General features: G+C 59.9%; 19 protein-coding genes and 7 pseudogenes. 19 read left to right on the top strand and 7 right to left on the bottom strand.

Translation table 11 applies throughout. The features are described from left to right. Positions 1 to 561: 561 nt before the first annotated feature. Positions 562 to 1866 carry an acyltransferase gene (locus B0G69_RS18645; RefSeq protein ID WP_121319936.1) on the bottom strand — a complete coding sequence of 435 codons (1305 nt, stop codon included), beginning with the start codon at positions 1864 to 1866 and terminating at the stop codon, positions 562 to 564. Between the two features lie 99 nt (positions 1867 to 1965). On the opposite strand from B0G69_RS18645, the pseudogene B0G69_RS18640 reads away from it, so the two are divergent. After that, a pseudogene (locus tag B0G69_RS18640) lies at positions 1966 to 2717 on the top strand (IS5 family transposase). A gap of 498 nt (positions 2718 to 3215) precedes the next feature. On the opposite strand, the pseudogene istB reads toward B0G69_RS18640, so the two are convergent. Beyond that, positions 3216 to 3925: pseudogene (gene istB / locus B0G69_RS18630) on the bottom strand (IS21-like element helper ATPase IstB); the annotation flags it as partial. Positions 3926 to 4037: 112 nt separating this feature from the next. Between istB and B0G69_RS18625 the strand changes: the two are divergent. The 10 genes and pseudogenes from B0G69_RS18625 (at position 4038) to B0G69_RS18580 (ending at position 11598) form a co-directional block, all read left to right on the top strand. Then, the gene (locus B0G69_RS18625) at positions 4038 to 4373 is read left to right on the top strand and encodes a PepSY domain-containing protein (RefSeq protein ID WP_121319934.1); all 336 of its coding nucleotides are present in this window, start codon (positions 4038 to 4040) and stop codon (positions 4371 to 4373) included. Positions 4374 to 4427: 54 nt separating this feature from the next. Continuing rightward, on the top strand, positions 4428 to 5024 hold the full coding sequence (locus tag B0G69_RS18620; RefSeq protein ID WP_121319932.1) for an undecaprenyl-diphosphatase: 597 nt from the start codon (positions 4428 to 4430) through the stop codon (positions 5022 to 5024). Between the two features lie 68 nt (positions 5025 to 5092). Then, positions 5093 to 5875, top strand: a complete 783-nt coding sequence (locus B0G69_RS18615; RefSeq protein ID WP_121319930.1) for a hypothetical protein — start codon at positions 5093 to 5095, stop codon at positions 5873 to 5875. A 27-nt stretch (positions 5876 to 5902) separates the two neighbouring features. Further along, positions 5903 to 6355 carry a hypothetical protein gene (locus B0G69_RS18610; protein WP_121319928.1) on the top strand — a complete coding sequence of 151 codons (453 nt, stop codon included), beginning with the start codon at positions 5903 to 5905 and terminating at the stop codon, positions 6353 to 6355. A gap of 11 nt (positions 6356 to 6366) precedes the next feature. Then, a pseudogene (locus B0G69_RS18605) lies at positions 6367 to 6754 on the top strand (hypothetical protein); the annotation flags it as partial. A gap of 22 nt (positions 6755 to 6776) precedes the next feature. Continuing rightward, positions 6777 to 7442, top strand: coding sequence for a response regulator transcription factor (locus B0G69_RS18600; protein WP_121319926.1), 666 nt, complete (start codon positions 6777 to 6779; stop codon positions 7440 to 7442). Next, a complete protein-coding gene (locus B0G69_RS18595; protein WP_121319924.1) occupies positions 7418 to 8803 on the top strand; it encodes an ATP-binding protein in 1386 nt (461 codons plus the stop codon). Before B0G69_RS18600 ends, B0G69_RS18595 begins: the two co-directional genes overlap by 25 nt. Before the next feature lie 37 nt (positions 8804 to 8840). Then, a pseudogene (locus tag B0G69_RS42985) lies at positions 8841 to 8984 on the top strand (IS110 family transposase); the annotation flags it as partial. Between the two features lie 720 nt (positions 8985 to 9704). Further along, positions 9705 to 10277 carry a phosphatase PAP2 family protein gene (locus B0G69_RS18585; RefSeq protein WP_018422420.1) on the top strand — a complete coding sequence of 191 codons (573 nt, stop codon included), beginning with the start codon at positions 9705 to 9707 and terminating at the stop codon, positions 10275 to 10277. 517 nt (positions 10278 to 10794) lie between these two features. Continuing rightward, on the top strand, positions 10795 to 11598 hold the full coding sequence (locus B0G69_RS18580; protein ID WP_147440741.1) for a DUF6675 family protein: 804 nt from the start codon (positions 10795 to 10797) through the stop codon (positions 11596 to 11598). 399 nt (positions 11599 to 11997) lie between these two features. Here the strand turns inward: B0G69_RS18580 and B0G69_RS18575 are convergent. Both B0G69_RS18575 and B0G69_RS18570 read right to left on the bottom strand, forming a co-directional pair. Further along, positions 11998 to 12477: pseudogene (locus B0G69_RS18575) on the bottom strand (response regulator transcription factor); the annotation flags it as partial. Positions 12478 to 12479: 2 nt separating this feature from the next. Next, a pseudogene (locus tag B0G69_RS18570) lies at positions 12480 to 12667 on the bottom strand (DUF3579 domain-containing protein); the annotation flags it as partial. Between the two features lie 447 nt (positions 12668 to 13114). Between B0G69_RS18570 and B0G69_RS18565 the strand changes: the two are divergent. The 7 genes and pseudogenes from B0G69_RS18565 to B0G69_RS18535 all read left to right on the top strand — a co-directional run. Beyond that, positions 13115 to 14128: an ABC transporter substrate-binding protein gene (locus B0G69_RS18565; RefSeq protein WP_121319916.1), complete on the top strand. Its 1014-nt coding sequence runs from the start codon at positions 13115 to 13117 to the stop codon at positions 14126 to 14128. A gap of 103 nt (positions 14129 to 14231) precedes the next feature. Beyond that, on the top strand, positions 14232 to 15029 hold the full coding sequence (locus B0G69_RS18560) for an ABC transporter ATP-binding protein (RefSeq protein ID WP_121319914.1): 798 nt from the start codon (positions 14232 to 14234) through the stop codon (positions 15027 to 15029). Between the two features lie 44 nt (positions 15030 to 15073). Beyond that, a complete protein-coding gene (locus B0G69_RS18555; RefSeq protein WP_199731385.1) occupies positions 15074 to 15916 on the top strand; it encodes an ABC transporter permease in 843 nt (280 codons plus the stop codon). Between the two features lie 103 nt (positions 15917 to 16019). Further along, positions 16020 to 17390, top strand: a complete 1371-nt coding sequence (locus tag B0G69_RS18550; RefSeq protein WP_121323761.1) for a sensor histidine kinase — start codon at positions 16020 to 16022, stop codon at positions 17388 to 17390. 10 nt (positions 17391 to 17400) lie between these two features. Further along, positions 17401 to 18075 (top strand): response regulator, encoded by a 675-nt coding sequence (locus B0G69_RS18545; RefSeq protein ID WP_121319910.1) that lies wholly within the window; start codon positions 17401 to 17403, stop codon positions 18073 to 18075. 192 nt (positions 18076 to 18267) lie between these two features. Next, entirely contained in the window at positions 18268 to 19395 is a 1128-nt protein-coding gene (locus B0G69_RS18540; RefSeq protein WP_121319908.1) for a porin, read from the top strand. A 114-nt stretch (positions 19396 to 19509) separates the two neighbouring features. Next, positions 19510 to 19623: pseudogene (locus tag B0G69_RS18535) on the top strand (hypothetical protein); the annotation flags it as partial. Between the two features lie 46 nt (positions 19624 to 19669). Here the strand turns inward: B0G69_RS18535 and B0G69_RS41430 are convergent. From B0G69_RS41430 to B0G69_RS18525, 3 genes are all read right to left on the bottom strand, one after another. Beyond that, complete coding sequence (locus B0G69_RS41430) at positions 19670 to 19843, bottom strand: hypothetical protein (protein ID WP_199731433.1); 174 nt, start codon at positions 19841 to 19843, stop codon at positions 19670 to 19672. Between the two features lie 665 nt (positions 19844 to 20508). Next, the gene (locus tag B0G69_RS18530) at positions 20509 to 21207 is read right to left on the bottom strand and encodes an IS6 family transposase (RefSeq protein ID WP_121319906.1); all 699 of its coding nucleotides are present in this window, start codon (positions 21205 to 21207) and stop codon (positions 20509 to 20511) included. A gap of 231 nt (positions 21208 to 21438) precedes the next feature. Next, positions 21439 to 21690, bottom strand: a complete 252-nt coding sequence (locus B0G69_RS18525) for an IS3 family transposase (RefSeq protein WP_121319904.1) — start codon at positions 21688 to 21690, stop codon at positions 21439 to 21441. A 367-nt stretch (positions 21691 to 22057) separates the two neighbouring features. On the opposite strand from B0G69_RS18525, the gene B0G69_RS18515 reads away from it, so the two are divergent. Then, positions 22058 to 23092 (top strand): IS630 family transposase, encoded by a 1035-nt coding sequence (locus B0G69_RS18515; RefSeq protein WP_199731291.1) that lies wholly within the window; start codon positions 22058 to 22060, stop codon positions 23090 to 23092. The last annotated feature ends 149 nt before the right edge of the window (positions 23093 to 23241 follow it).

Genomic DNA, 23241 nt, shown 5'->3' with positions numbered 1-23241 from the left:
GTTCGCTCGCCTGCGTGTTGCAACGGCTCGTCTTATGCGTGCCGATTCGGCTGTTGAAAAGGCTCTGGCTACCTGCTGGGTAAATGCCTGGGCGAGCGCGATTGGTGATCTTCACTTTCATGGATTCGTCGCGGGGCGGGCCGGACACAAGCCGAGGCGGTGATTTTTCGAAATCCAGACGATTCAATCCTGGAATATTCGAATCGGCAAAGCACTCTGCGGCAGACTGCATCTGACCTTGCGTGGAACTTCCGAAGTTGACCCTGTGGACCTTCGACCCCCTTTTCAATGCCGTCGCCACGGCCGCACTTCGCGCCAATGCATGCCGACTTGACCTGCCTTGCCCTTTGCTCGTCGAGGTGAAATCGTGTAGTGGTCAAGCTGATTGTCGCCCCCCAGACGGACACTCAACGGGCGGCTCCGGCAACCGAGCAGCGGACGCCCACCTATCAACCAAGGAATCGCTTCGGTCACGGACCCGCCCGGCGGCAATGCCATTGCGATTACTGCGGGCTACGGTTGCGATAGCGGCATTCCCCAAGTTGAGCCGTTCGCAAGTCCTCATGTTTTGGAGGTTGTGTGATCCTGCGTGGCGCCGAGCACGACCTCTTGCCACGTCCTTGGAGCGGAAGGCGAGAGCATATTTGGTGGCAACGGTGGACCCCACCGGCGCGTCAACATGCGACGCAAGGGCTCCCTAAGAGGCGCGATAACCTTTTCCTGGAAAAGGACCGACGCGAAGAGAATCATGACGAGATAGGCCGGATAGGCCGAAAAATGCAGCGGCACTATTCTGGCCGCGTCTTTGCATAAATGAAATCGATGAAAGCAGGACAGAAGCGGGTACGGAATATCCAACGCCTTCTGAACTTTCAGAAATAAAGTAAAAAGCGGTATTTGCAGAGCAAAGATAGACAAAGAAGCGTTTCCGAGACGCCTGGCCCATCCGGCAGCACGCGGCGAGGCACCTTGTAGCACGCTGGCGGAAACAAATATCAACGCGATTTGCGCCGGCAAAATCGCACCGTTATGGAGGAGGACCTTCCAGGATTGCGGACCATCCGCGAACAGATAAGCGGCGCCGATGTAAAATGCTGCCAGCGTGAGTATCACGATGCGCCGGTGGCGTGCGACGAATCCCGTGATCTGCTCAGCGTGTCCGGCGAATATGCCGTATGCGAGAATGCCCGCCAGAAATTCCGGAAGACGTAGCAGCGGATTAGTATGGAGCGTCCCTATCGTCCACGCTCCATACCACCCGTTCGCGACAGTGATTATCGCCGGGAGAAGGCAGGCAGCCCACATCGCGATCAGCATCGTCCACTTGCGACGCATAGAGATCAAGCGGGGGGCGAGTATCGGAAAGAACAAATAGAAGAAAAGCAGCGTCGAAAATGACCACGCCGGAATGTTGAATGCCAGATAAAAAGGATTCCATGCCTGAAGTAACAGCACTTGCAAAACCGAATTGACCGCGACTTCCGCGGTGCTCATGGTGTGCATTATCGCAGGTGCAGAATCAACCATAGACATGTAAACGTCATATGGGCGAGAAGTCACAGCCATCACTGCAATCGCCAGCAGTAACGTAATAATGTGTATAGGATAAAGATTGGTGAACCGATTGATAAAAAATCTCGATGGTGAAATCTTTATGTTTTCACCGCGTGTCGTTCCAACGTAAACGTGCGACAGAATGAATCCGGATAAGATAAAAAAGATACTCGTCGCGCAACCACCGAGCCTAAACACTTGACCCAGCGGCATCGTGTCGGCCTCCGCGTAGTAAGGGAGCGTGTGGTACAGGACCAGATAGCATGCGAGCAAAAAACGCAGGACGTCCAGGCCGGGAATCATCTTCTTCATTTTTCTTCCTTTCGCCCCAGAGCCTGTTGACAATCAGCAACGAGGGGGCCGTTAACTTGTGAAGAATTCTGTTTACATCCTGTCTTTTGCGGGGACAGGATGCCAGGGTTGATGCTCAACGATGACCAATACGAACGGATCGCACCATTGCTGCCCGGCAAGGCCGCGGATCCGGGTCGAACGGCGGCAGACAATCGACTCTTTGTCCACGCCGTGCCGTGGATGGCGCGTACCGGCAGCCCATGGCGCGATCTACCGCCCGATTTCGGAGCGTGGAACAGTGTGTATAAACGCTTTGCCAGATGGTCTCGGGCGCAGGTGTGGCACACGGTATTTGCTGAGCTTGCGGGCGACGCCGACTTCGAGGACGTCTTCATCGACAGCACCAATGTGCGTGCCCAGCAGCATGCCGCCGGCGCACCCCAAAAAAAGGCGATCAGGCGATCGGCCGCCCGCGTGGCGGACTGACCATCAAGATTCATGCGCTGGTCGATGGATTGGGTATGCTCGCGCGCTTTCGCCTGACCGGCGGCCAGGCGGGGGACCGCCCCGAAGCGCTGTCTTTGCTTGACGAACTGAAACCCGCCGGTGTGGCGGCCGACAAAGCCTACGATTCGAACGCGATCCGGCAACACCTGGAGTCCGCAGGTATTCAAGCCATCATCCCCGGTCGCGCCAATCGTCTTGAACAACGCCCCCTGGACGAGCATCTGTATGCCTCACGAGATTAGGTCGAACGTTTCTTCTGCCGCATCAAGCAATTCCGCCGCGTTGCCGCCCGTTACGACAAGCTCTCCCAACGCTTCTCGTCGTTCGTTGCGCTCGCCGCGGCATTCATCTGGATCTGCTGATTGTCAACAGCATCTAGTGGGCTAATGTGTTGGTCTCGCAACCGCCCGCTCCCCTTTCAGTTTCTTGACGAAATATTTTTTTATTGAAAGCTTGGCGCGACACGATGGCATTACAAGATTATGTTGTTATCAAATTCGCAATATGTACGGTGCCTCACACTTTGTCGCATCACAACCGCAACTTCGCAGCTACTGGCTCAACTTCCCGGTTATGGCTTTCGACGACCACACGATTGCGAGTTCGCTAACTGAAAAGATGCCGCCGTTGAGGTAGCGTAGGCTGCCAACGGCCAAAGTGGGTCCGATCGCCGCCTAATAAGGCCGGCCGAACGCCACTCGACAGCCGCGACGTGCGCTTTTGGCAGAAGCCGGTGGCATTGCGTTATCAAGGCCCGGGCAGGAACTGGATGTCTCCGTACCAAGCGCGTGTCGTGGTACCGGGTTTGTCGGTATCGGTCAGCAGCCCGTAGCCGGTGATTCGTCCCGGCGTGGACAGCGTCAAGCAGGAAGTCCGGTCGTGCTGTTGGGCATGATTGTCGCTCCCTTCGGATTGTCAGCGGGTAATTGATGGCGCCGCTCCTTCTGTTTGTCGCTGGCTTTGCGGCGTCGATAGCTTTCAACGTTCAGTTCGAAGATCGTCGAGTGATGCACAAGCCGGTCAATGGCCGCCACTGTCATGCCGTTGTCGGGGAAGACGCATTCCAGCCTGAGAACGGCTGGTTGGCTGTTACCAGAAGATTTTTCCCTTCATACCTGTCGGCGATCAGCTCGAACAGCACGCTGGTTTCGGCCTGGTCTTTCCTCACATACGACAGATCATCGAGGATGATCAGGTCGAAGCGGTCAAGTTTTGCGAGCGCCGACGGCAGTTGCAGACTCTGGCGCGCGACCCGGAGCTTCTGCACGATTTCGCCGGTGCGCGTGAACAATACGCGATAGCCGGCGTCGATGAACGCAAGGCTGATGGCGGACCCCAGGTGGCTTTTTCCGCCGCCGGGTGGACCAAACAGGAGGATCCTGGCGCCTTTCTCAAGCCACGAATCGCCGGTGGCCAGCGCCATCACATGCGCCTTCGAGACCATCGGCACAACGCCGAAGTCGAAGGTGGCGAGCGTCTTGGTCGGATCCAGATGCGACTCGGTTCGATGACGCTCGATTCTCCGTTTGGCCCGCTCGGCGAGTTCATGTTCGAGCAACGCGCCGAGTAAGCCATTACCTGCGTCCTCGGCGATAACGGCGACGGCTTGGCTCAGTAGCAGCTAAGTCTGCTTGCGTAGCTTCTCCATCGTGCAAATCCCTGCACTCTTCTGGAGAAGCATCATGTACCGCTACACCAAACTTTCCCTGCTGGCCATCGCCATTGCCACGACGGGCGCTGTCGCCTATGCCGCCAAAGGCGGCATGGAGAACGACGCACTGGCGATCAGCAAAGCAAAGATTCCGCTCACCCAGGCTGTGACCGTTGCCGAACAGCACGCCAATGGCAAGGCGTCACGCGCCGAGTACGAGAACTCGAAACAAGGCTGGGTTTACGACGTGGAAGTCGTCAGCGGCGCCAAGGTCTTCGACGTTCGGGTCGATCCTGACAAGGGTACGGTCATCTCGTCTGCCGAGGACAAGGGGGATCACGATGACGACCACGACAAGCAAGACTGACACCGCCAGTGTGGCCGGATCACGCGTGACGCGGCGGTCCGGCCCGGAGACCTCATGGAACATCTCAATCAAACACTCTTTCTATGGCTCAACGCGCCTGAACACCCGAATGCCCTCGTGTTGACGCTGACCACTTTCCTTGCGGAATGGCTTATCTGGATCATTCCTGCCCTGATCGGTATCGGCTGGTTGCGCGGCAACGAGGGGACTCGGAAAGCGATGCTCATTGTCACGGCCTCGGGTCTGATGGGGTTGCTCATCAACCAACTCATCGGCCTGGCCTGGTCGCATCCCCGGCCTTTCATGATCGGGCTGGGTCATATGCTCATTCCGCACGTCGCTGATTCATCATTCCCGAGCGACCACCTGACGCTGTGGTGGTCGGTTGCCCTTAGCTTCTTGCTTCAGCAAAAGCTGCGGCGCGCAGGCGTCGCATTGGCCTTGTTGGGCGCACCCATCGCCTGGGCGCGCATATACCTGGGAGTTCACTTCCCGCTCGACATGCTCGGAGCCATCGCTGTCGCTGCGCTCAGTGCCTGGCTGACGTTGCGCGCCGCAGACTCGTACCTCGGGCCGAGCTACCAGCTTGCCTCTGGCATCCATCGCAGGCTTTTCGGCAGGCTGATCACTCTGGGATGGGTGCGCGACTGAACCTATGGCTCGGCTAAGTCAGCCTGGTCAGACTGATTACAAGACCTCACATCGGCAGGAGAATCACCATGAACAAAATGCCCACGGCCAGCTTCACAGGCTGGCTCAACAAAGCCCCGGAAGTCGCGCTGTCGTTCTGGATCATCAAAATCATGTCCACCACGGTGGGCGAGACGGGAGCCGATTTCCTGGCGGTCAACGCGGGCTTGGGCCAAGGCGTGACACGCACGGTCATGGCCGCCTTGCTGGCGGCAGCCCTATTTATGCAGTTGCGCACCAGCCGCTACACCCCTTGGATTTACTGGCTGACGGTGGTGTTGGTCAGCGTGGTAGGCACCCAGATCACCGACTTGCTGACCGATGGCCTGGGCGTCAGCCTGTACATCAGCACCTCGGCGTTCGCCGTGGCGCTCGCCGCGATCTTCTTCGTCTGGTATCGAGTCGAGCGCACCTTGTCCATCCATGACATCGTGACGCGCAGTCGAGAGCTGTTCTATTGGGCTGCCATCCTCTGCACCTTCGCGCTGGGCACCGCTGCTGGCGACCTGGCCACCGAGGCATTGGGCCTAGGCTTTACGTGGGGCGCGGTGGCGTTCGGTGCGCTGATCGGCATTACCTACGCCGCCTGGCGCATGGGTGGCAATGCGGTACTGACCTTCTGGATCGGCTACATCCTGACTCGTCCGTTTGGGGCCGCGCTCGGCGATCTGCTGACGCAAGCCAAGACCTACGGTGGCCTTGGCATGGGTGCCATGTGGACCAGTGCCTTGTTCCTTTCGGTGATCGTCATGCTCGTGGCCGTCGCACAGATCGGCATGAACGGAAGCCGCTCTGCGCAAGCCGCCAAGTAACCCTCTTTCTGCTCTCAAGGAGAAATCATGCCCCTGCAGCACTCAATCGCTCGTCCTATGGCCGCCGTGTTGGCAGCCGTGCTCCTGGCCCTGGCGGCCGGTTGTTCCAAGCCAGCCGATCAGAGCAACGCGAGCACAGCACTTACCACACCGGCCCAGACTGCCTCGGCACCGCAGGGCAAAACCGCCTCCAGACTGGGCGACCTGTCGGGGTTCCGCAGCATCGCCACGGATGTGGCCACCATTGTGGACAAGGGCGATCTGCCCGCAGCCAAGATCCGCATCAAGGACCTGGAAGTCTCGTGGGATTCGGCCGAGGCAGGCTTAAAACCACGGGCAGCCGAAGACTGGCATGTGCTCGACAAGGCCATCGACAAGGCGTTGGCCGCCCTGCGTGCCGACTTGCCGAACCGGGCGGATTGCAAGGCAGCCATGGCGAACCTGCTGAAAGCTTTCGACACGCTGCAAGGCAAGGCCTGATTAGCGAGTGGTCCGTGTCGGTGAGTACCGTCAGTTCGCCCAAGGCGGAAGCCTTCTACTGGCTGGATCATGTTCTGCCAGACCTTGGGTACGGCGTTGGGTGACTGGACGGCTGACACGGCGGGCTTGGGTTACACAGGCGCGGCCATCGTGTTCGGCGGGCTGCTCGCCCTGGTCGTGGCAGCCTACTACTGGACCGGCGTGTCCCGCACTCTGCTGTTCTGGGCGGCGTTCATCCTGACTCGCCCGCTGGGTGCCGTGCTCGGTGATTTTCTGGACAAGCCGCTGAGCGCTGGCGGTCTGGCCTTAAGCCGCTACTCCGCATCGGCCGCGCTGCTCGCTTTCATGATGACGGCTATCCTGCTGTTCAGGCAGCAGGCGGCCAGGACGGCACATTGAACAACGATTGAGGGGAGGGCGGATGCGGGTATTGCTGGTCGAAGACGATCCCATGATCGGTGAAGCCATTCAGGGCGCATTGAAGGATGCGTCTTATGCGGCTGACTGGGTGAAGGACGGGCAGACGGCGCTCACGACACTGGGATGCCAGCACTACGACCTGGTGCTGCTCGACCTGGGCCTGCCCGGCAAGGATGGGCTAGAGGTGCTGGCCAGCATCCGTGGCAAGGACAACCCGATTCCCCTGCTCATCATCACGGCGCGCGATGGCCTGGATGACCGCCTGCGCGGCCTGGACGGTGGGGCCGACGATTATGTGCTCAAGCCCTTTCAGATGGCGGAGCTGCTGGCCCGGATGCGCGCCGTCCTGCGGCGCAAAGGCGGCACCGCAGTGCCCGTTCTCAGCAACGGCGTGGTATCGCTCGATCCGGCCACGAAGGAAGCCAGCGTCAACGGTGGCCCCTCGGCGCAACTGTCCAACCGTGAGTTCTCGCTGCTGCAAGCCTTGCTAGTTCGGCCTGGGGCCATTCTCTCGCGCAGCGAGCTGGAGGATCGCATCTACGGCTGGGGGGAAGAGGTCGAAAGCAATGCCGTCGAGTTTCTGATCCATGCGCTGCGGCGCAAGCTCGGCAGCGAGATCATCAAGAACGTAAGGGGAGTCGGATGGATGGTCTCAAAAGGCGCTTGAGCCAATCGGTTCGGATCAAGCTGTCGTTCACCCTGTCGCTCGCCATCCTCGCGGTGGCCATCGTGGCCGGCGTCTTCTCGTTCCTGTCGGCTTTTGACGAGGCCCACGAGCTACAGGATGATGCCCTGCGCCAGGTGGCGCAGCTCATGGATCGGCAGCGCCTCTCACCGGCCTCTCCAACCACAGATGCCCGTCTCAAGGATGGCGATGAAGAATCGCGCGTGATCGTCCAGCGCTTGGGCGAGGCCAGTTCCTCTCCGGCAGGCGTGGATGCGGGAGGAACACTCCCGCTACCGGCTACACTGGCCGATGGGTTGCATACGCTGGAGGTTGGCGGCGAGACATTCCGCGTGCTCGTCAAGACAACGACTGCTGGCGAGCGCATTGCCGTGGCGCAGGAATCCGGCTTCCGCAATGAAATCGCCCGCGATGGGGCGCTTCGCACTGTGATGCCTTTGCTGATTCTCGTTCCGGTTCTGCTGCTGATCGTCGCCGACCTGGTGCGCAAGATGTTCCGCCCCATCGCCGCGCTCTCCAAGGAAATTGACCAGCGCGCCGAGCAGGAACTGCACCCCGTCGAAGACCGTCACCTTCCGGTCGAGGTGCGGCCGTTCGCCGTGGCGATCAATCGCCTGCTCGCCCGTGTCGGCCAGTCCATGGAGTCACAGCGCCGCTTTGTGGCAGATGCCGCGCACGAGCTGCGCTCGCCACTGACCGCCCTTTCGCTGCAAGCAGAACGACTGGCGGAAGCGGAAATGTCCGGCCTGGCGCGCGAACGATTGACGGTGTTGCGCCAAGGGATCGAGCGCGGCCGGCGCCTCCTGGATCAACTCCTGACCTTGGCCAAGGCGCAGTCGGCCGCCGACTCGCCGAAGTCGCCTGTATCCGTCCAGGGCATCTACCGCCGTGTGCTGGAAGACCTCATGCCGCTGGCCGAGGCCAAGCACATCGACATCGGTGTCGAAGGCATGCAAGACGCCGAAGTTTGGGTGAGCGAGCTGGACATGATCGCCGTGGTCAAGAACCTGGTTGATAACGCCATCCGCTACACGGCAGAGGGAGGGCGTGTCGATCTTTCGGTGGGTGTGTCGGACGGGAAGGCCGAGTTGCGCATCCAGGACAACGGACCAGGCATCCCGTTGAGCGAACGGGAGCGGGTTTTTGACCCCTTCTACCGCACGCTGGGCAGCGAGCAGATCGGTTCTGGCCTGGGGCTGTCCATCGTCCAAACGATTGCCAATCGTATTGGTGCGGAAATTCGCCTCGACTTCTCTGACCTGGAGAAGCTAACCGGTCTGCACGTCACCGTCCTCTTTCCGACTACCGCCACAGTCCATGCAGTTCAGAAGGAGTCAGATTAGGCTATACCTCAACTGGACGTCAGGCCAACCCTCGAAACACGTCACACTAAGGGCCCTCGCATTCAAGTGGATCCGCGTCCTGTATCGTTGCTGGCAGACGCGCACGCCGTACAACGAGGCCGTTTACCTTAACGTGCTCAGGAAACGCGGTTCGCTCCTTCCCGGAAAGCTGGGCACTTAGGTCAAGGCTGATCCTGCTCTTTTATCTGATTGGGGCAAGGCGCGCAGCGGCGCGTCAGGCCAAGGCGAAGCTCGCGGGGAGGTGGTGGGCAACGAGGGAACCGCCGTCAGGCGGCTGTCCACAGCCTCGTGCTGTGGGCAGCGTCGTTGTCCACGGGCGGGCGCGGGATGATCGTCTTGGCGAGATGCAGATGTCAACAAAAACTTGACGGACCTACTCAGGGCATGATCCTACCAGTCGATTTCTGCCCTTGGCGTCGATAGCAATCGCGAAGCAGACCTGGGAGCGCTGCAGTGACGGTAGGAGCAAATCATGCTTCCTAGCTGAACCCGGTGTGATGGCACCGAAAAGCGGACACCGCTCGGACTGAGTGGCCGGGCAAGCGGCGACGACGAGCAAGTTAGTGCGTATGCAGTTCGCCTAATGCCGTCCCGTTGGAACTTCCATTGGTGCACAAGGGCGATCGGGCCACGAATATCAGAACCGATTCGCCGCCACGGTGGAGGTATGCCGCTAGGCCGGTTCCCGACGATTCGAGCTGGGGTCTATCATCCGGGCATGTGCGTTGCGCCTGGCACGTTGGAATGTTTTCTGGCAGTTTCTCTGTTTGTTCGAATGCGTCAGGGGCTGACCGGTAAAGTCGAATCTTTCGCGTGAGGTCCATTGGGATTGTCCACTCCTGGAATGACGGTAGGAGCAAGACGGTGCGGTGCCGCCGCGATGACGGCGTTGGCTTTTTCGGGCGCATATGCCGGCGGGATCGACCGCAAGGTCGCCCTGGATCAGAGCGGCATATGGAACCGCAACGTTCAGCTCGGACTTGAATATGCCGTGATCGCCACGACGGTGGGCGGATCTCTGTGGCTGGGGAACGACAACGAACTGGGCCATACCTTCTGGCAAACGGCCGACGCTACGGCGATATCGGCGGTCGCTGCGCAAGGCATGAAGTACGCATTCGGTCGCCAGCGGCCCAATGCGGGCCAGGGACCTAACCAATGGTTCAGCGGCGGACAGAGTTTTCCAAGTGGCGAGGTCACCCTTCAGGCGAGTTTTGTGACGCCGTTCATCGTCAACTATGGTCGGCGTGACCCGTGGGTATGGGGACTGGAATTGTTGCCGCTCTACGATTCGATTGCACGCGTGAAAAGCCAGGCACATTGGCAGACTGACGTTCTCGCTGGCTGGGCACTCGGCACGGCGGTCGGATACCTGAGCACGACATGGCAGACACCCTTGTTCGTCCAGATTCTCCCGCACGGTTTTACAGTTGGCTTTGCGAAGCGGTTTTAGCCCGGACTGTGAATCGGACGAGTGGTGTGCAAGTGAAGGTGCGGCCGCAAGTGGCTGTTATGGTCCTTGCAGCTGCCGGTTAGCCGACTCGTGTTCAGCCGTCCGCTGCGGGTCGACGGACGCCCATGGCGCTCTGTTGATCTTAGTTTAAGAGCTGTTGCGATGACGTAGGAAATGCGCTCGGTAGCTGTGTCGTTGCGATAACTTTTCTGACTCAACACACTCCTTATTCGACTAGACTCCATATCACGAAAGCGCGCCTCACTTTCTGCTCCGCTTGCGCGCCGGTAACGGACAGGCTTTCCGGACGCGTTGAAGGCCGCGGCGAGACCGAGTGGCTCGCGACGATCAACTGACCGGTGCTGATCGCCCTTCTCAGATCGGCGGCGTTCCTGTCCGTCAGATGGTCAGGATCCTTGATGCGCCACTACGTCGCGCTGTGATATTTGCACATCGGCGCCGCAGCGATCTACGTCGGCAAGTTCCTGGCCGAGCCGCTACTGAGAGGCAAGCCCGGATGAACGTTACGCGTCCTCGCAGTACGTATTGCCTGAAGGCAGCCGCCCGCTGCGCGGCGCTGGTGGTTGCCGCTGGCATCGCCGCGGCAACCCCATTACCAACGCCGCCGTGCGGAACACCGCCGGTGCCGGCCTACGCGTCGCTCGGCATGCAACCCGCGATGGCGATCGTGCGCGCCGAGGAGCTCGATACGGGGGTGTGGCGGCCGTCCTCGTGCACCGGATGGCCTGCCGCGTCCCGCTCACGGGTTGTCGTTGCGGTCGCAGGGTTGGTCCGCGTCGCAGACGGTCCCGAGACGCTGTTGGGACGTGCCGGGGCGGTCTCCACCCTGCGCACCGTGCGCTACTGGTCCACGACCGACAAGAGGTGGCGTCCCTTGTTCCTGGATGCCGCAGCGCTGTCGGCCCAGGGCGGAGAGCGGCGCGGTGATTTCCGCCCGGCGGAACTGCAAGCCGGTCGAACCTTTTACTACTGGGTGGACGACAGCCGCTCCGGACCCTTGGTATACCGGGTGCGGGTGCTGGAGCATAGTCCGCACCGGGTGGCGCTGGCCGAGGAAAATGTGTCGCCGGTCCGAGCGTTCGGACTGATGCTGTTTCAGCCGGCTGCGCTGCAGACGGTGGTGTTCGCACAGCGCCAGACGAACGACGTATGGGGCCTGTACATTCTTGTGCGTATCGACCGGCAAGCCAGCAGTTTCATTGCGAGCGGGCACGAGGCTTCTACGGCGAACCGGGCGCTGGCACTGTTCCGGCACTTGGCCGGCGTCCCGACCGACGCCGATCCACCGGCCGTGCGATGACTTGGGTCGTAAAAGCGTGATCTGAAGCGGACAATCCCTTCGTCGATACCTCAATCTCCTGCGGCGCCTCGCGCGCGGACGTTTGCGGGCGTGTTGTACGGCCTCGCGTTTCGCAGTGGTGTTCGTTCTGGTCGAAAACCGTCAGTGGGAAGTCAATAATTCGATTTGGGCAAACACTGAGTTTCCCGCGTCCGACTACGAGCCGGTTCGCGCCAAAGGGGGCGTATCGGCCGCTGTTCTGTTCGAGTGACAACACCCGGCCCCGAAACCCTGCCGTTGGCCGGCCATCGCCCTCCATTCAAAAGTCGAGTCGACTCGCGCTGAACGTACGGTTGTCTTTACGGAACCGGGCGATGGTCTTGAAGTCCGGCGCCAGGCGGCCTGCAAGCGGGTCGTCTCCAGCACGCCGTGCCGGACCGAATAACGGATTAACTCTGAATTGTTAGCTATACAGAGCTTTTTCATCAGCCGAAACTTGTGCGTGCTGATAGTCTTCGCGCTGATCGCGAACGTATCGGCAATCTCGCTGACACGTTTGCCGTGCGCGAGCATTTGCAAGACCTGAAATTCCCGATCGGCCAGCAGTTCCTGTGGGAGCGCGTCGCCAGATTGCGGGCCGAACACCAGTGGGTCGACGTGCCGTGGGTCAACGAACTGCCCGCCGCTCGCGAGCTTACGTATCGCGCCGTTCAGGGTCTCGGGATCGGTGTCCTTCGCAACACAACCCGTTGCGCCGGCCCGCAGCGCGCGCGAGACGGCCGGTGCCTCGCTTTGCTCGCTCATGATCAGGATGGCGAGTGCCGGCCATTCGACTCGCACGCGGCGGATCACTTCGATACCGTTAATATCGGGCATCGACATGTCGAGCACCAGAAGGTCGAACATTTGAGATCCTGCTCCACCACCGGCATTGCAAGTCGCGTGCAGGCGAGATGAATGCCGGGGCCGCGCCCCCAACGAACAGCGTGATGACCCCGGCCAGGCGTTCGGCCCAGTCGCCTGGCCGGAACAGCTTATGTTGCTGCGTCACGCCGCGGATCAGGTAACAGTCAATGCCGTCGTCAGTCATGTTCTGGAATCGTCGGCGTGTGCGCCGTCACGTTGCGGGCTGGATGTCTGCGTTCGGGTAGTTTGTCCGACGCTGCGTGTCGACGTGCACATGCCGGTCGGGAGAATCATTGTTCCGATTGCACCGGTCACCAGGGTTGTTTCACGAACGACTCTTCCCTGTCAATGATGCGATTCTAAGAAGGTAAAACCTTCGCAACGCTTTCACCAGTGATGAGTTTTGATCGGTGTTTTCCATGCCTGGGATCAGTCTCTCTTGAATCAGGCGGCGAAAGATCGGCCCAGACGTAAGGTGGCCGCGCTTCGCGTCCGGCGACGGCCGTCTCATGGAAATCCCCTAATAAAAAGACTTTGCCGCGAAAGCCGGCCGAAGGATTCGCTCTTCCATAATCGCGCCATCGATGCAGACAGGCAGCACTTCGCGTGCCGACAATAACGGAGACTATCGATGCAACCGAAAATCACTGCGTTCCGTCACATTGCTGGCGCCTGCTGCCTGCTGTTTGGTCTTGCCTCGCAGCATGCAACGGCCGCCGACAGCGGGAAGATCACGATCATGGTGGGCGGCATCACGAAGCTGATCTATCTGCCGGCACGCCTGACTGAACAGCTTGGCTACTTCAAGGACGAGGGGCTTGACGTTGAACTGCTGTCGCAGCCTGCCGGTGTCGACGCAGAGAACGAACTGCTGGCCGGCGCCGTCCAGGCTGTCGTGGGTTTCTACGACCACACGATCGATCTGCAGACCAAGGGCAAGGACGTCAAGGCGATTGTCGTGTTCGGCCAGGTGCCGGGCGAAGTCGAAATGGTCTCGACCAAAGCTGCCGACACGGTCAAATCGATGGCCGATGTGAAGGGCAAAACGCTGGGTGTGACTGGACTGGGCTCATCCACGAGCTTCCTCACACAATACCTCGCGGGTCAGCACGGCATCCAGTCGAACGAGTACACGATGCTACCGGTGGGGGCTGATGCCAGTTTCATCGCGGCAATCAAGCAGAACCGTATCGACGCCGGCATGACGACGGAGCCCACCATATCCGCATTGCTCAAATCGGGCGAGGCGAAGGTGCTCGTCGATATGCGCTCGGTCGAGGGCACGAAGGCGGCGCTGGGCGGCACCTATCCCGCGTCGAGCCTCTACGTGCAGGCCGCATGGGCTGATTCGCACAAGGCGGAAGCGGCCAGGCTCGCGCATGCCTTCGTTCGCACGATGCAGTTCATCCACACGCATAGTGCGGAAGAGATCGCGGCGAAGATGCCCGACGACTACCAGAAAGACAAGCCGCTTTACGTGAGCGCCCTGAAGGCGTCGCTGCCGATGTACACCGTCGACGGCAAGATGCCAGCTGACGGCCCGGCGACCGTACTCAAGGTGCTCTCGGCGTTCAATCCGTCGGTCAAAGGCAAGCATGTCGAACTGCGCAAAACCTACACCAACGAGTTTGTCAGCTCGAAATAGGTTGCTGCCGCGCCCGGAGCGTTTGTGCAACGGGCGCCGTCCGGCTCCGTTGCACGTGCGGTGCCGCCCATGCGGCTCCGCTTAATTCCCATGGATGTACTGAATGAACCACGTTGCTTCCCAGAACGCGCCGGTCATCGAGTTTCGCTCGGTGTCATGTCGCTTTATCAGCCCCGATGGCAGGGCGACAGTTGCGTTGCGCAACTTCAGCATGGCCGTGGCAAAAGGCGAGTTCGTCGCGGTGGTGGGACCGACCGGTTGTGGCAAATCGACCACGCTCAGCATGATCACCGGGCTGCTCAAGCCGACCACCGGAGAAGTGCGTGTGATGGGCGCACCGGTTGACGGCATTGATCCACGCATCGGCTTCGTGTTTCAGGCCGATGCAGTGTTCCCCTGGCGCTCGGTGCTCGATAACGTTGCAGCGGGCCCTCTGTATCGTGGCCGCTCAAAGTCCGCCGCGCACGACGAGGCGAACGAATGGTTGCGCCGCGTCGGGCTCGAAAAGTTCGGCAAGCACTATCCGCATCAACTGTCGGGCGGCATGCGCAAGCGCGTCGCGCTCGCGCAGACTTTCATCAACAAGCCGGAAATCCTGCTGATGGACGAGCCATTCTCAGCGCTGGACATGCAGACCCGCACGCTGATGCAGGATGAACTGTTGCAGTTGTGGTCGGCCAATGCGGGCTCGGTGGTGTTCGTCACGCACGATCTCGAAGAAGCCATTGCGCTGGCCGACCGGGTGTTCGTGCTGAGTGCGCGGCCAGCGACGCTGAAAAAGGTCTATGAAATTGATCTGCCACGTCCGCGCGTGACGTCGGAAGTTCGCTACGACCCGCGTTTCATCGAGATTTCGCGCGATATCTGGCACGACCTGCGTGAAGAAGTACGTATCGCATGACAAAAACTCTGGCTCAAAAGACAATCATGGGCACCTCTGAAAACATGGCGGAAGCAGGCATCGACGCTATCTCACTCGCCGCAGTTGAGCGAATTGCGCAGCGACGGCTGCGCCAACGGCACGCGCTGATCATCGGCTTGCGTGTCCTCGTTCTGGTGGTTGTGCTCGGCGGATGGGAAATCGGCGGGCGGACGAAGTGGATCGATCCGTTCTTCTTCTCGATGCCGTCGCTGATCTTCCAGCAGATCGTCGACTGGTTCGTAAACGGCACGTCGCAAGGCCCGCTACTGGTGCAGGTCTGGGTCACGCTTGAGGAAACGTTCCTTGGGTTTCTGATCGGGTCGGTTGGCGGCATCGTCTGCGGGGTTGTGCTCGGTCGCAACAAACTGCTCTCCGATGTGTTCAGCCTCTACATCCAGATCGCGAATTCAATTCCGCGGGTTGTCCTCGGCTCAGTGTTCGTCATTGCGCTTGGCCTTGGCATGGCGTCGAAAGTGGCACTGGCCGTCGTCATGGTTTTCTTCGTCGTGTTCGGCAACGCCTTCCAGGGGGTACGGGAAGCTGACCGCTACATGATTGCGAACGCGCAGATCTTGGGCGCATCCAGGCGCCAGTTGACCACCTCAGTCGTGATTCCATCGGCACTGTCGTGGATTCTCGCAAGCCTCCATGTGAGCTTCGGCTTCGCCCTCGTTGGCGCGGTGGTTGGCGAGTTCCTCGGCTCGAAACAGGGCATTGGCCTGCTGATATCGACTGCTCAGGGTGCATTCAACGCCAGTGGGGTTTTTGCAGCGATGATCGTGCTCGCGGTGGTCGCCCTTACGGCGGACTATCTGCTTACCACGCTGGAAAAGCGCCTCCTGAAATGGAGACCTGCTGCGTTCTGAGCGCCAGGAAGCGAACGTTGCATTTGCGGTCAGCCAGGGGAGACGAAATGGCCAGTGCTCATCGCAGGCGCGGCAGGCGCGGAACATGCCCGGGGGGTCCACGATGATGCATAGCCTGCGTGCACGGCTGCTCGGGTGGCTGCTGGTTCCGGTTGCGGTGTTTGTATTCGTCACCGGCCTGATGTCGTATGAAGCGGCGCGCGAGACTGCAGGCCTTCTGCAGGACAATGCATTGCTCGCGTCTGCGCGCATCATCGGCGAGGAAGTTAACTGGGAAGATGGCGTACTGATTGCCAGGATTCCGCCCGCAGCGCTCGAGATGTTCGAGTCGCCCTACCAGGACCAGGTGTTCTACAGGGTCGTCAAGGGTAGTGCGGGACTGCTCGGCGGCAATCCCAACCTGGCTCTTCCTGCACATGCAACGCCGCGCCCCCTGTTTTACGATACGGCGCTTGATGGTCAGCCGATTCGCGCGGTCGCCTATGAGCGGGAGCTATACGATTCTGGCGCAACTGAACCGGTCACAGTTATTGTGGCCAAAACGCAGGCATCGTACCAGGCCATTCTGCTGACCCTGTGGCGTCCCCAGTTAGTCCGGCAGGGGCTAATGCTGGCGCTTGTGGTAGCACTGGCGCTGCTGGGGCTGACCTTCGAGTTGCGACCGCTCATCAGACTGAAGGATGACGTGGCCGATCGCGACGCGTTGCGACTCGAGCCTATCCGGATCGAGCGCCTGCCTTCCGAGTTGCGCCCTGTCGTCGACGCAATCAATCAGTGTATCGCGCGCCTGAAACTGCATGCGACCACACAGCGAAAGTTCATTGCGGACGCCGCGCACCAGTTGCGTACTCCCCTTGCGCTGCTCGGGGCGCAGATCCAGTGTGCCCACCCGTGCAGGCATTGCGGGCCACTGCTGGCAGATGCGCTGGCGGGCATACGTCGCAGCAGCGGAAAGATGACCGAGATGACCAACCAGCTGCTGCTATTGGCCCAGGCGGAGTCGTCACCGCCCGATCGCACACCCGTCAAGGTTGACCTGGTCGCTATTGTGTCGTGTGTACTGGAAGAGCTCGTGGCGGCCGCACAGCGGCGCCAGATTGATCTCGGCGCCGAGCTCGGCGAAACGGCGTGCGTCACGGGCAGCGCGACGCTATTGACGGCGCTCGTGACGAATCTGGTTGATAACGCCATCCGCTACACACACGAAGGCGGGCGGGTTACCGCAACTTGCCGGGAGGAAGACGACGAGGTTGTACTGCAGGTTATCGACAATGGTCCAGGCATTCCGGCGGAGGCGCGCGCCCAGGTGTTTGAACGTTTCTACCGCGGGGCGACTGACGCCGAGGGAACGGGTCTCGGCCTGTCGATCGTGCGCGAAATCGCGCATTCACATGGCGGATCGGTCGCATTGAAACCGGCTGTGGAGCGTGCCGGCCTTGTGGTCAGCGTCCGCCTGCCGAGGCGGCGTGATTGAGGACAACGCGATGAAGTTACTACTGGTGGAAGACAACATTGAGCTTGCGCACTGGATTGTCAATCTGTTGCGCCAGGAGAACTTCGCGGTCGATTGTGTCCCTGACGGTGAACGCGCGGATGAGGTGCTAAGGACGCAACGTTATGACGTGGTGCTGCTGGATCTTCGGTTGCCACGAATGGACGGCAGGGAGGTACTGGCACGGCTACGCCGCCGCGGCGACACCGTGCCGGTGTTGATGCTGACGGCGCACGGTTCGACCGGGGACAAGGTCGACTGTTTCAGTACAGGTGCCGACGACTACGTTGTCAAGCCGTTCGACGCACGCGAGCTGGTCGCGCGTATCAAGGCGCTGATCCGCCGTCAATCGGGTGGCATGTCGTCATGCCTGACCTGTGGCGATCTCCAGTACATCTCCGATACGCGGGAGTTCCGTCACCACGACGCACCCCTGGCGTTGCGGCGTCGCGAGCACACTGTCCTCGAAACGCTCATGTTGCGACAGGGTAAAACGGTCTCGAAGACCATTCTGATGGAAAGTGTGTTCGGTCTTGACGATGAGCCGAGTGCGGACGCCATCGACATCTATATTCACCGCTTGCGCAAACATCTCGCGAAGTGCAGCGCGCAGATCATGACGCTGCGGGGTCTGGGCTACATCCTGCGGCAAAAGGATCCCGAGTAATGGGCATGAACCGTCATTACGTATATCAGTGTATTCACTTAGTTGTACGAATGATACGGGAAAGGATCGTGAAGGATTTGGGTAACTAGGATTGCGTCCATCGCATACCAGATTCACATACCTGGACGGACGGGTTGCAGCAGCCGTGAGCAGAAAATTAATTTTTCAACGCAGCAATCAGAGGAGACGATCTTGAAGAAAAAATATCTTACGCTGGCTATCGCGGCCAGTGCACTTGGCGCGACCGCGGCCCACGCGCAGTCGAGCGTGCAGCTTTATGGCCTGATGGACCTGAGCGTGCCGACCTACCAGACGCATGCCGACGCGAACGGCAATCACGTCATCGGCATGGGTATCGGCGGCGAACCGTGGTTCAGCGGCAGTCGCTGGGGCATGAAGGGTGCGGAGGACATCGGTGGCGGCTCGAAGATCATTTTCCGGCTCGAGAGTGAATTCGTCGTCGCGAACGGGCAGATGGAAGATCCGGGCCAGATCTTCGATCGTGACGCGTGGGTCGGCATCCAGAACGAGACGTTCGGCAAGTTTACGGCAGGGTTCCAGAACACGATTGCGCGTGACGCGTCGGCGATCTACGGTGATCCGTATGGTTCGGCCCAACTGACCACCGAAGAGGGCGGCTGGACCAATGTAAACAACTTCAAGCAGATGATTTTCTATGCGGCCAGTGCGACGGGCACCCGTTACACCAATGGTCTCGCGTGGAAGAAGCTGTTCAGCAACGGCATCTTTGCCAGTGCCGGCTACGCATTCGGTAACAGCACGAGCTTCGGCACCAACTCCAGCTACCAGGCAGCGCTTGGCTACAACGGCGGCCCGTTCAACGTGTCGGGCTTCTATAGCCACGTGAATCGCGTCGGTTTCACGAACCAGTCGTATTCGGTCGGCGGCAACTATACGTTCGGCATCCTGCGTGCCAACGCCGGTTACTTCCGTTACCTGGGCAATCAGGGAGCGCTCGGCCAGCGCCAGGATAACGCATGGACGGTATCGCTCAAGCTGTCGCCAAGGGGACCGTTCGACTACCAACTCGGTTACCAGCAGATGCGCGTGCACAATGCCGCGTACAACAGCGACGGCGACATCCCGAACGCGAACCTCGGTGCTTTCGATCCGACGTCGGGTCTCCACAACGGCTACAAGGAAACGCTGTACTGGTCGGCTTTCTATCACCTGTCGAAGCGTACCGAAGTGTATCTGGCCGGCGACTACATGAGGCTGCATGGCGGCTATACGGTCGGAACCACATTTGGTGCGACCAACCAGCTTGAACTGACGACGGGTGTTCGCACCCGCTTCTGATTCTGGAAGCCACTCCTCTTGGCTGATTCATCGACGAACAGTGCTCCTTTCTGCGGCGCCGGATAAAAATCCGGTCGCCGCTTTTTTCTGTTCCGCGGGTCGAGGACGACTACCATGTTCAGAAATACCACCATCCGCACCGCCCTGGCAGTGACGATCGCCGGCTACGCGGCCGCATTGGTGTTCGTGATCGCCGCGGCGGTCGGGGGTCTCAAGACGGTCAACGCCGCGCTCGAAAAAATGTACAGCGAAGAGACGGTTGCATTGCGCCACCTCACCGCGAGTCACGCAGATGGACAATGCGACCCAGCGAGAATGCCGCGCTGGTCGAGCAGGCCGCGCGGAGGCGGCGTCGCTCGAAGATCAGGCGGGCGCGCTTGACCATGCGGTTGCCGTGTTCCGGCTGCTTGAATCGCGCCAGCGGCACGACGAGGAAGATCGCAGGCACGATCGGGTGGCGTCAGAACTGTCGTCCACCTGAGCATAACGTCGTCGAGCACTTTGGGCGTGATACAAACAGGGCCGTCGCAGTGCAACCCCGGGCATGGTTGCCGGTCCAATCAGTAGAGCGGGCGGTGTGCGAGGAGGTGTAAGATGGGCGCTCGAGCGAGGTTTTGGCGGCTTGGGGTTGTGTTGCTCACCTGCATGCTGCTGGGCAGCTTAGCCGGATGCGACGCGTTCAGTGGACCGCCGGCGCCTGAATGGCCGGGCCCGCATGCACCGTATCCTTTCCCCGACGACGTTCCGCATCGAACCAGATGATGACGCATGGGCGGGCATGTTCGCGCGTGTTCAGGGCCAGTCTTGGAACCTGACATGACCGGATGTCGACCGGAACAGGTCTCGGGGATCTGTGAGAGAACTTGACCCTGTCCCGCGGTGGGTGCCGGCATCGCCTTAACGTACTGTGTCGCCCCTTTTGTCAAACGCCCTGATAGAGTGAAAGGCTGATGACTACGATAGCCACCCGCCAAACTCGACCTATCAGCCATAACCATTTTGACCATGCCGATCCCGGCATACGAACACGCATCAGAGTAGCCCCAGCACCGCCGGAAGGTTGTGTCGCAGTAAGACGGGAGGGACGAGAAAATGCGATATCCAAAGGATACCTTATGAAACGAGCGAGTAGAACTGCTGCGCAGCGGACAGCGGGATTTTACCCCGGCATTTCATTTGCCCTTTCTTGATCATGTGCATGGTCTCAATGCCACTGAGAATAACGCGAGCGCAGTCAAAGTCCTTGAACCCCTGCATCGGCCGAGTGATGCGTTTGATGGCCCGATGGTCCTGTTCGACCACGTTGTTCAAATACTTGACTTGACGAATCTTGATGGGCGTCTCGCGCTCGGCATTCACCGCATGAAGCGCTGCCAGATTGGAACCGCTCTTGTCGATGGTCACCGTCTCGGGCGAGCCGTTCTGACCCATTGCCTTTTCAAAAAACCGCCGGGCAGCAGCCTTGTCCCGCTTGGCTCTAAACAGAAAGCCGATGGTGTTGCCCGCCTTGTCCACGGCGCGATAAAGATATTTCCACGAGCCTTTGACCTTGATATAACTTTTATCCATGCGCCAACTCCTGCCCACCGGGCGCTTGTGCTTGCGAAATGTCTTTTCGAACAAAGGCACCAACTTGATGACCCAACGATGCACTGTTGAATGATCCACGCCAATGGCGCGCTCAGCCATCATCTCCTCAAGATTCCGAAGACTTAGCGAATAGGCCACATACCACCGCACGCACAACAACATCACGTCCAGCGGATAGTGCAACCGCTGCAGCACCTTGGCAACGCCAGCAGCAAGGGCCATTTGTGGTGTTGCGGTCTTCTTCATCGTGGGCACAAGCAAAGTTTTGGCAACCTGCACTTTACCGCAGCATCGCTATTGCGACAAAACCAGATCGCGTGACCGAATCGAACGTACTCTTGTTTCCCCCAATAGGCACGCCGCGAGTACTTGGGAACTTGCAGTTAATTGTGTCGCCTAAAATTTTGCATATTCATCGCTGTTGAGTGGGGCGCAATAAGTCCTGGGTAGCGGTCAACTAATTTCGGACAGGCAGATAGTTTCTTTCGCTGTCGGTCTCGCCTCGTAGGCGGCGGGCGACAGATAGCCCAGTGTGGAGTGCAAGCGCACCGGATTGTAGAAAGCGACGATGTACGGGTTGATATCGCGCCGAGCCTCGTCGTGGTTGGCGTACTGACGCTGCCACACACGCTCCATTTTGAGGTGTTCTCTGGCAAAGGTAGCGTATGTCTGCTGTCGGTCGTCGGGATGAACTTGCGCTTCCAACTCGTGCGCAGGCGCGCTTCGCGCATTAGCGTACGCACCCGGTAACGACCGATTCGTAGCCCTTGCTCCCGCAGTGCATGCATCACGCGGCGGCTACCATAGCTCGCGCCGCTCGCGGCGAATGCTGCCTTGACGTGCGTCTTTTCCTGCAACCTCTTCGCGCTCGGCGCGGCGCTCCGGTGCGCATAGTAGCCAGAGCGGCTCACCTGCAAAAGCCGGCAGGCGTGACTGACCGATACGGCCCTCCCGTTGCAAATGAGTTACCACGCGCGATCGATTCCGGCACAGTCTGATTGATTACTCATAGGTCAGGAATTTAGCGGACATATGGTCTATGCTTGAGCGAGAGTTACTGACAGGATTCCCCATGAAACGAGACGGTCGGAGCCTTGCTCATAACACGCTTGAAGAGATGCGCATCCTGGCGGTTCAACGCATGGCCGAAGGAGAGCATCCGAATGATGTTGCGGCATCGTTTGCGATGCATCGCTCGTGGGCATACAAGATCCGGGCTCAGGCGCGCGGTCGCGGCCGTGGTATGCGTGTGCTGCTCTCGACCAAAGGCACGGGCCGCCCTCGCAAGCTCACGCCTGCACAAGAACAGCAGGTGCTGCGCTGGATCAATGGCAAGAATCCAATGCAGTATGGATTTGACTTCGGCCTGTGGACGCGCAACCTGGTTCGGGAACTGGTGCGGCGAGACTTCGATGTCACGTTGAGCATGGCATCCATTGGCGCGATACTGGCACGCTTGAAGCTCACGCCCCAAAAGCCATTGCAGCGCGCTTACCAACGAGATCCGGTGGCGATCGAGTGCTGGCAGCGCGACACGTATCCGGCCATTGCCAGACAGGCCCGCGAGGAAAATGCCGACATCTTCTTCTGGGACGAGTCGGGCTTTCGGGCTGACTCGGTGCATGGCAGGACCTGGGCGCAACGCGGCGTAACGCCAGTCGTTGAACGCCCGGGCCAGAGGCAAAGCATGAGCGCGGCGTCCGCCGTCAACTCGAAAGGGGCCTTCTGGTTTGCAACGTACGAAGGTGGGCTTACCGGCGAGCTGTTCGTGACGTTGCTCAGGAAGCTGATGTTCAATCGCCGCAAGGCAGTTCATCTGATTGTCGACGGATTGCCCGCGCACAAGAAAGCTGTCGTCAAGGACTACGTCGCAAGCACCCAGGGCAAACTGACCTTGCACTTCCTGCCGGGTTACGCGCCCGACCTCAATCCTGATGAACTGGTGTGGAGTCACGTCAAGCGCACCGGAGTCGCGCGACGCCCTTTGCAAAAAGGTGAAAAGCTGGGGCCGCGAATTCACGAGCAGCTTGCACAAATTGGACGGAACCCAACGCTCGTGCGCTCCTTCTTCAGACATCCGTCTGTCCGCTATGTTTCTGACCTATGAGTAAGTCAAACCATTGAGGGCCTAGGCAAGCGCCGGCCACGGTCTGGACATCACAGATTGGCGGCAGAACGACCGCGCTGTCGCAGTTGATACCGACTCAGCTAAGAGTGCGATCGTCCATGACACGAGCAGCCTGCTGTGCGCTCTGG

Source organism: Paraburkholderia sp. RAU2J, assembly GCF_003634845.1.
In the GTDB taxonomy this organism is placed as follows: Bacteria; Pseudomonadota; Gammaproteobacteria; order Burkholderiales; family Burkholderiaceae; genus Paraburkholderia; species Paraburkholderia fynbosensis.
This window is presented reverse-complemented; position numbering and strand designations above follow the sequence as displayed.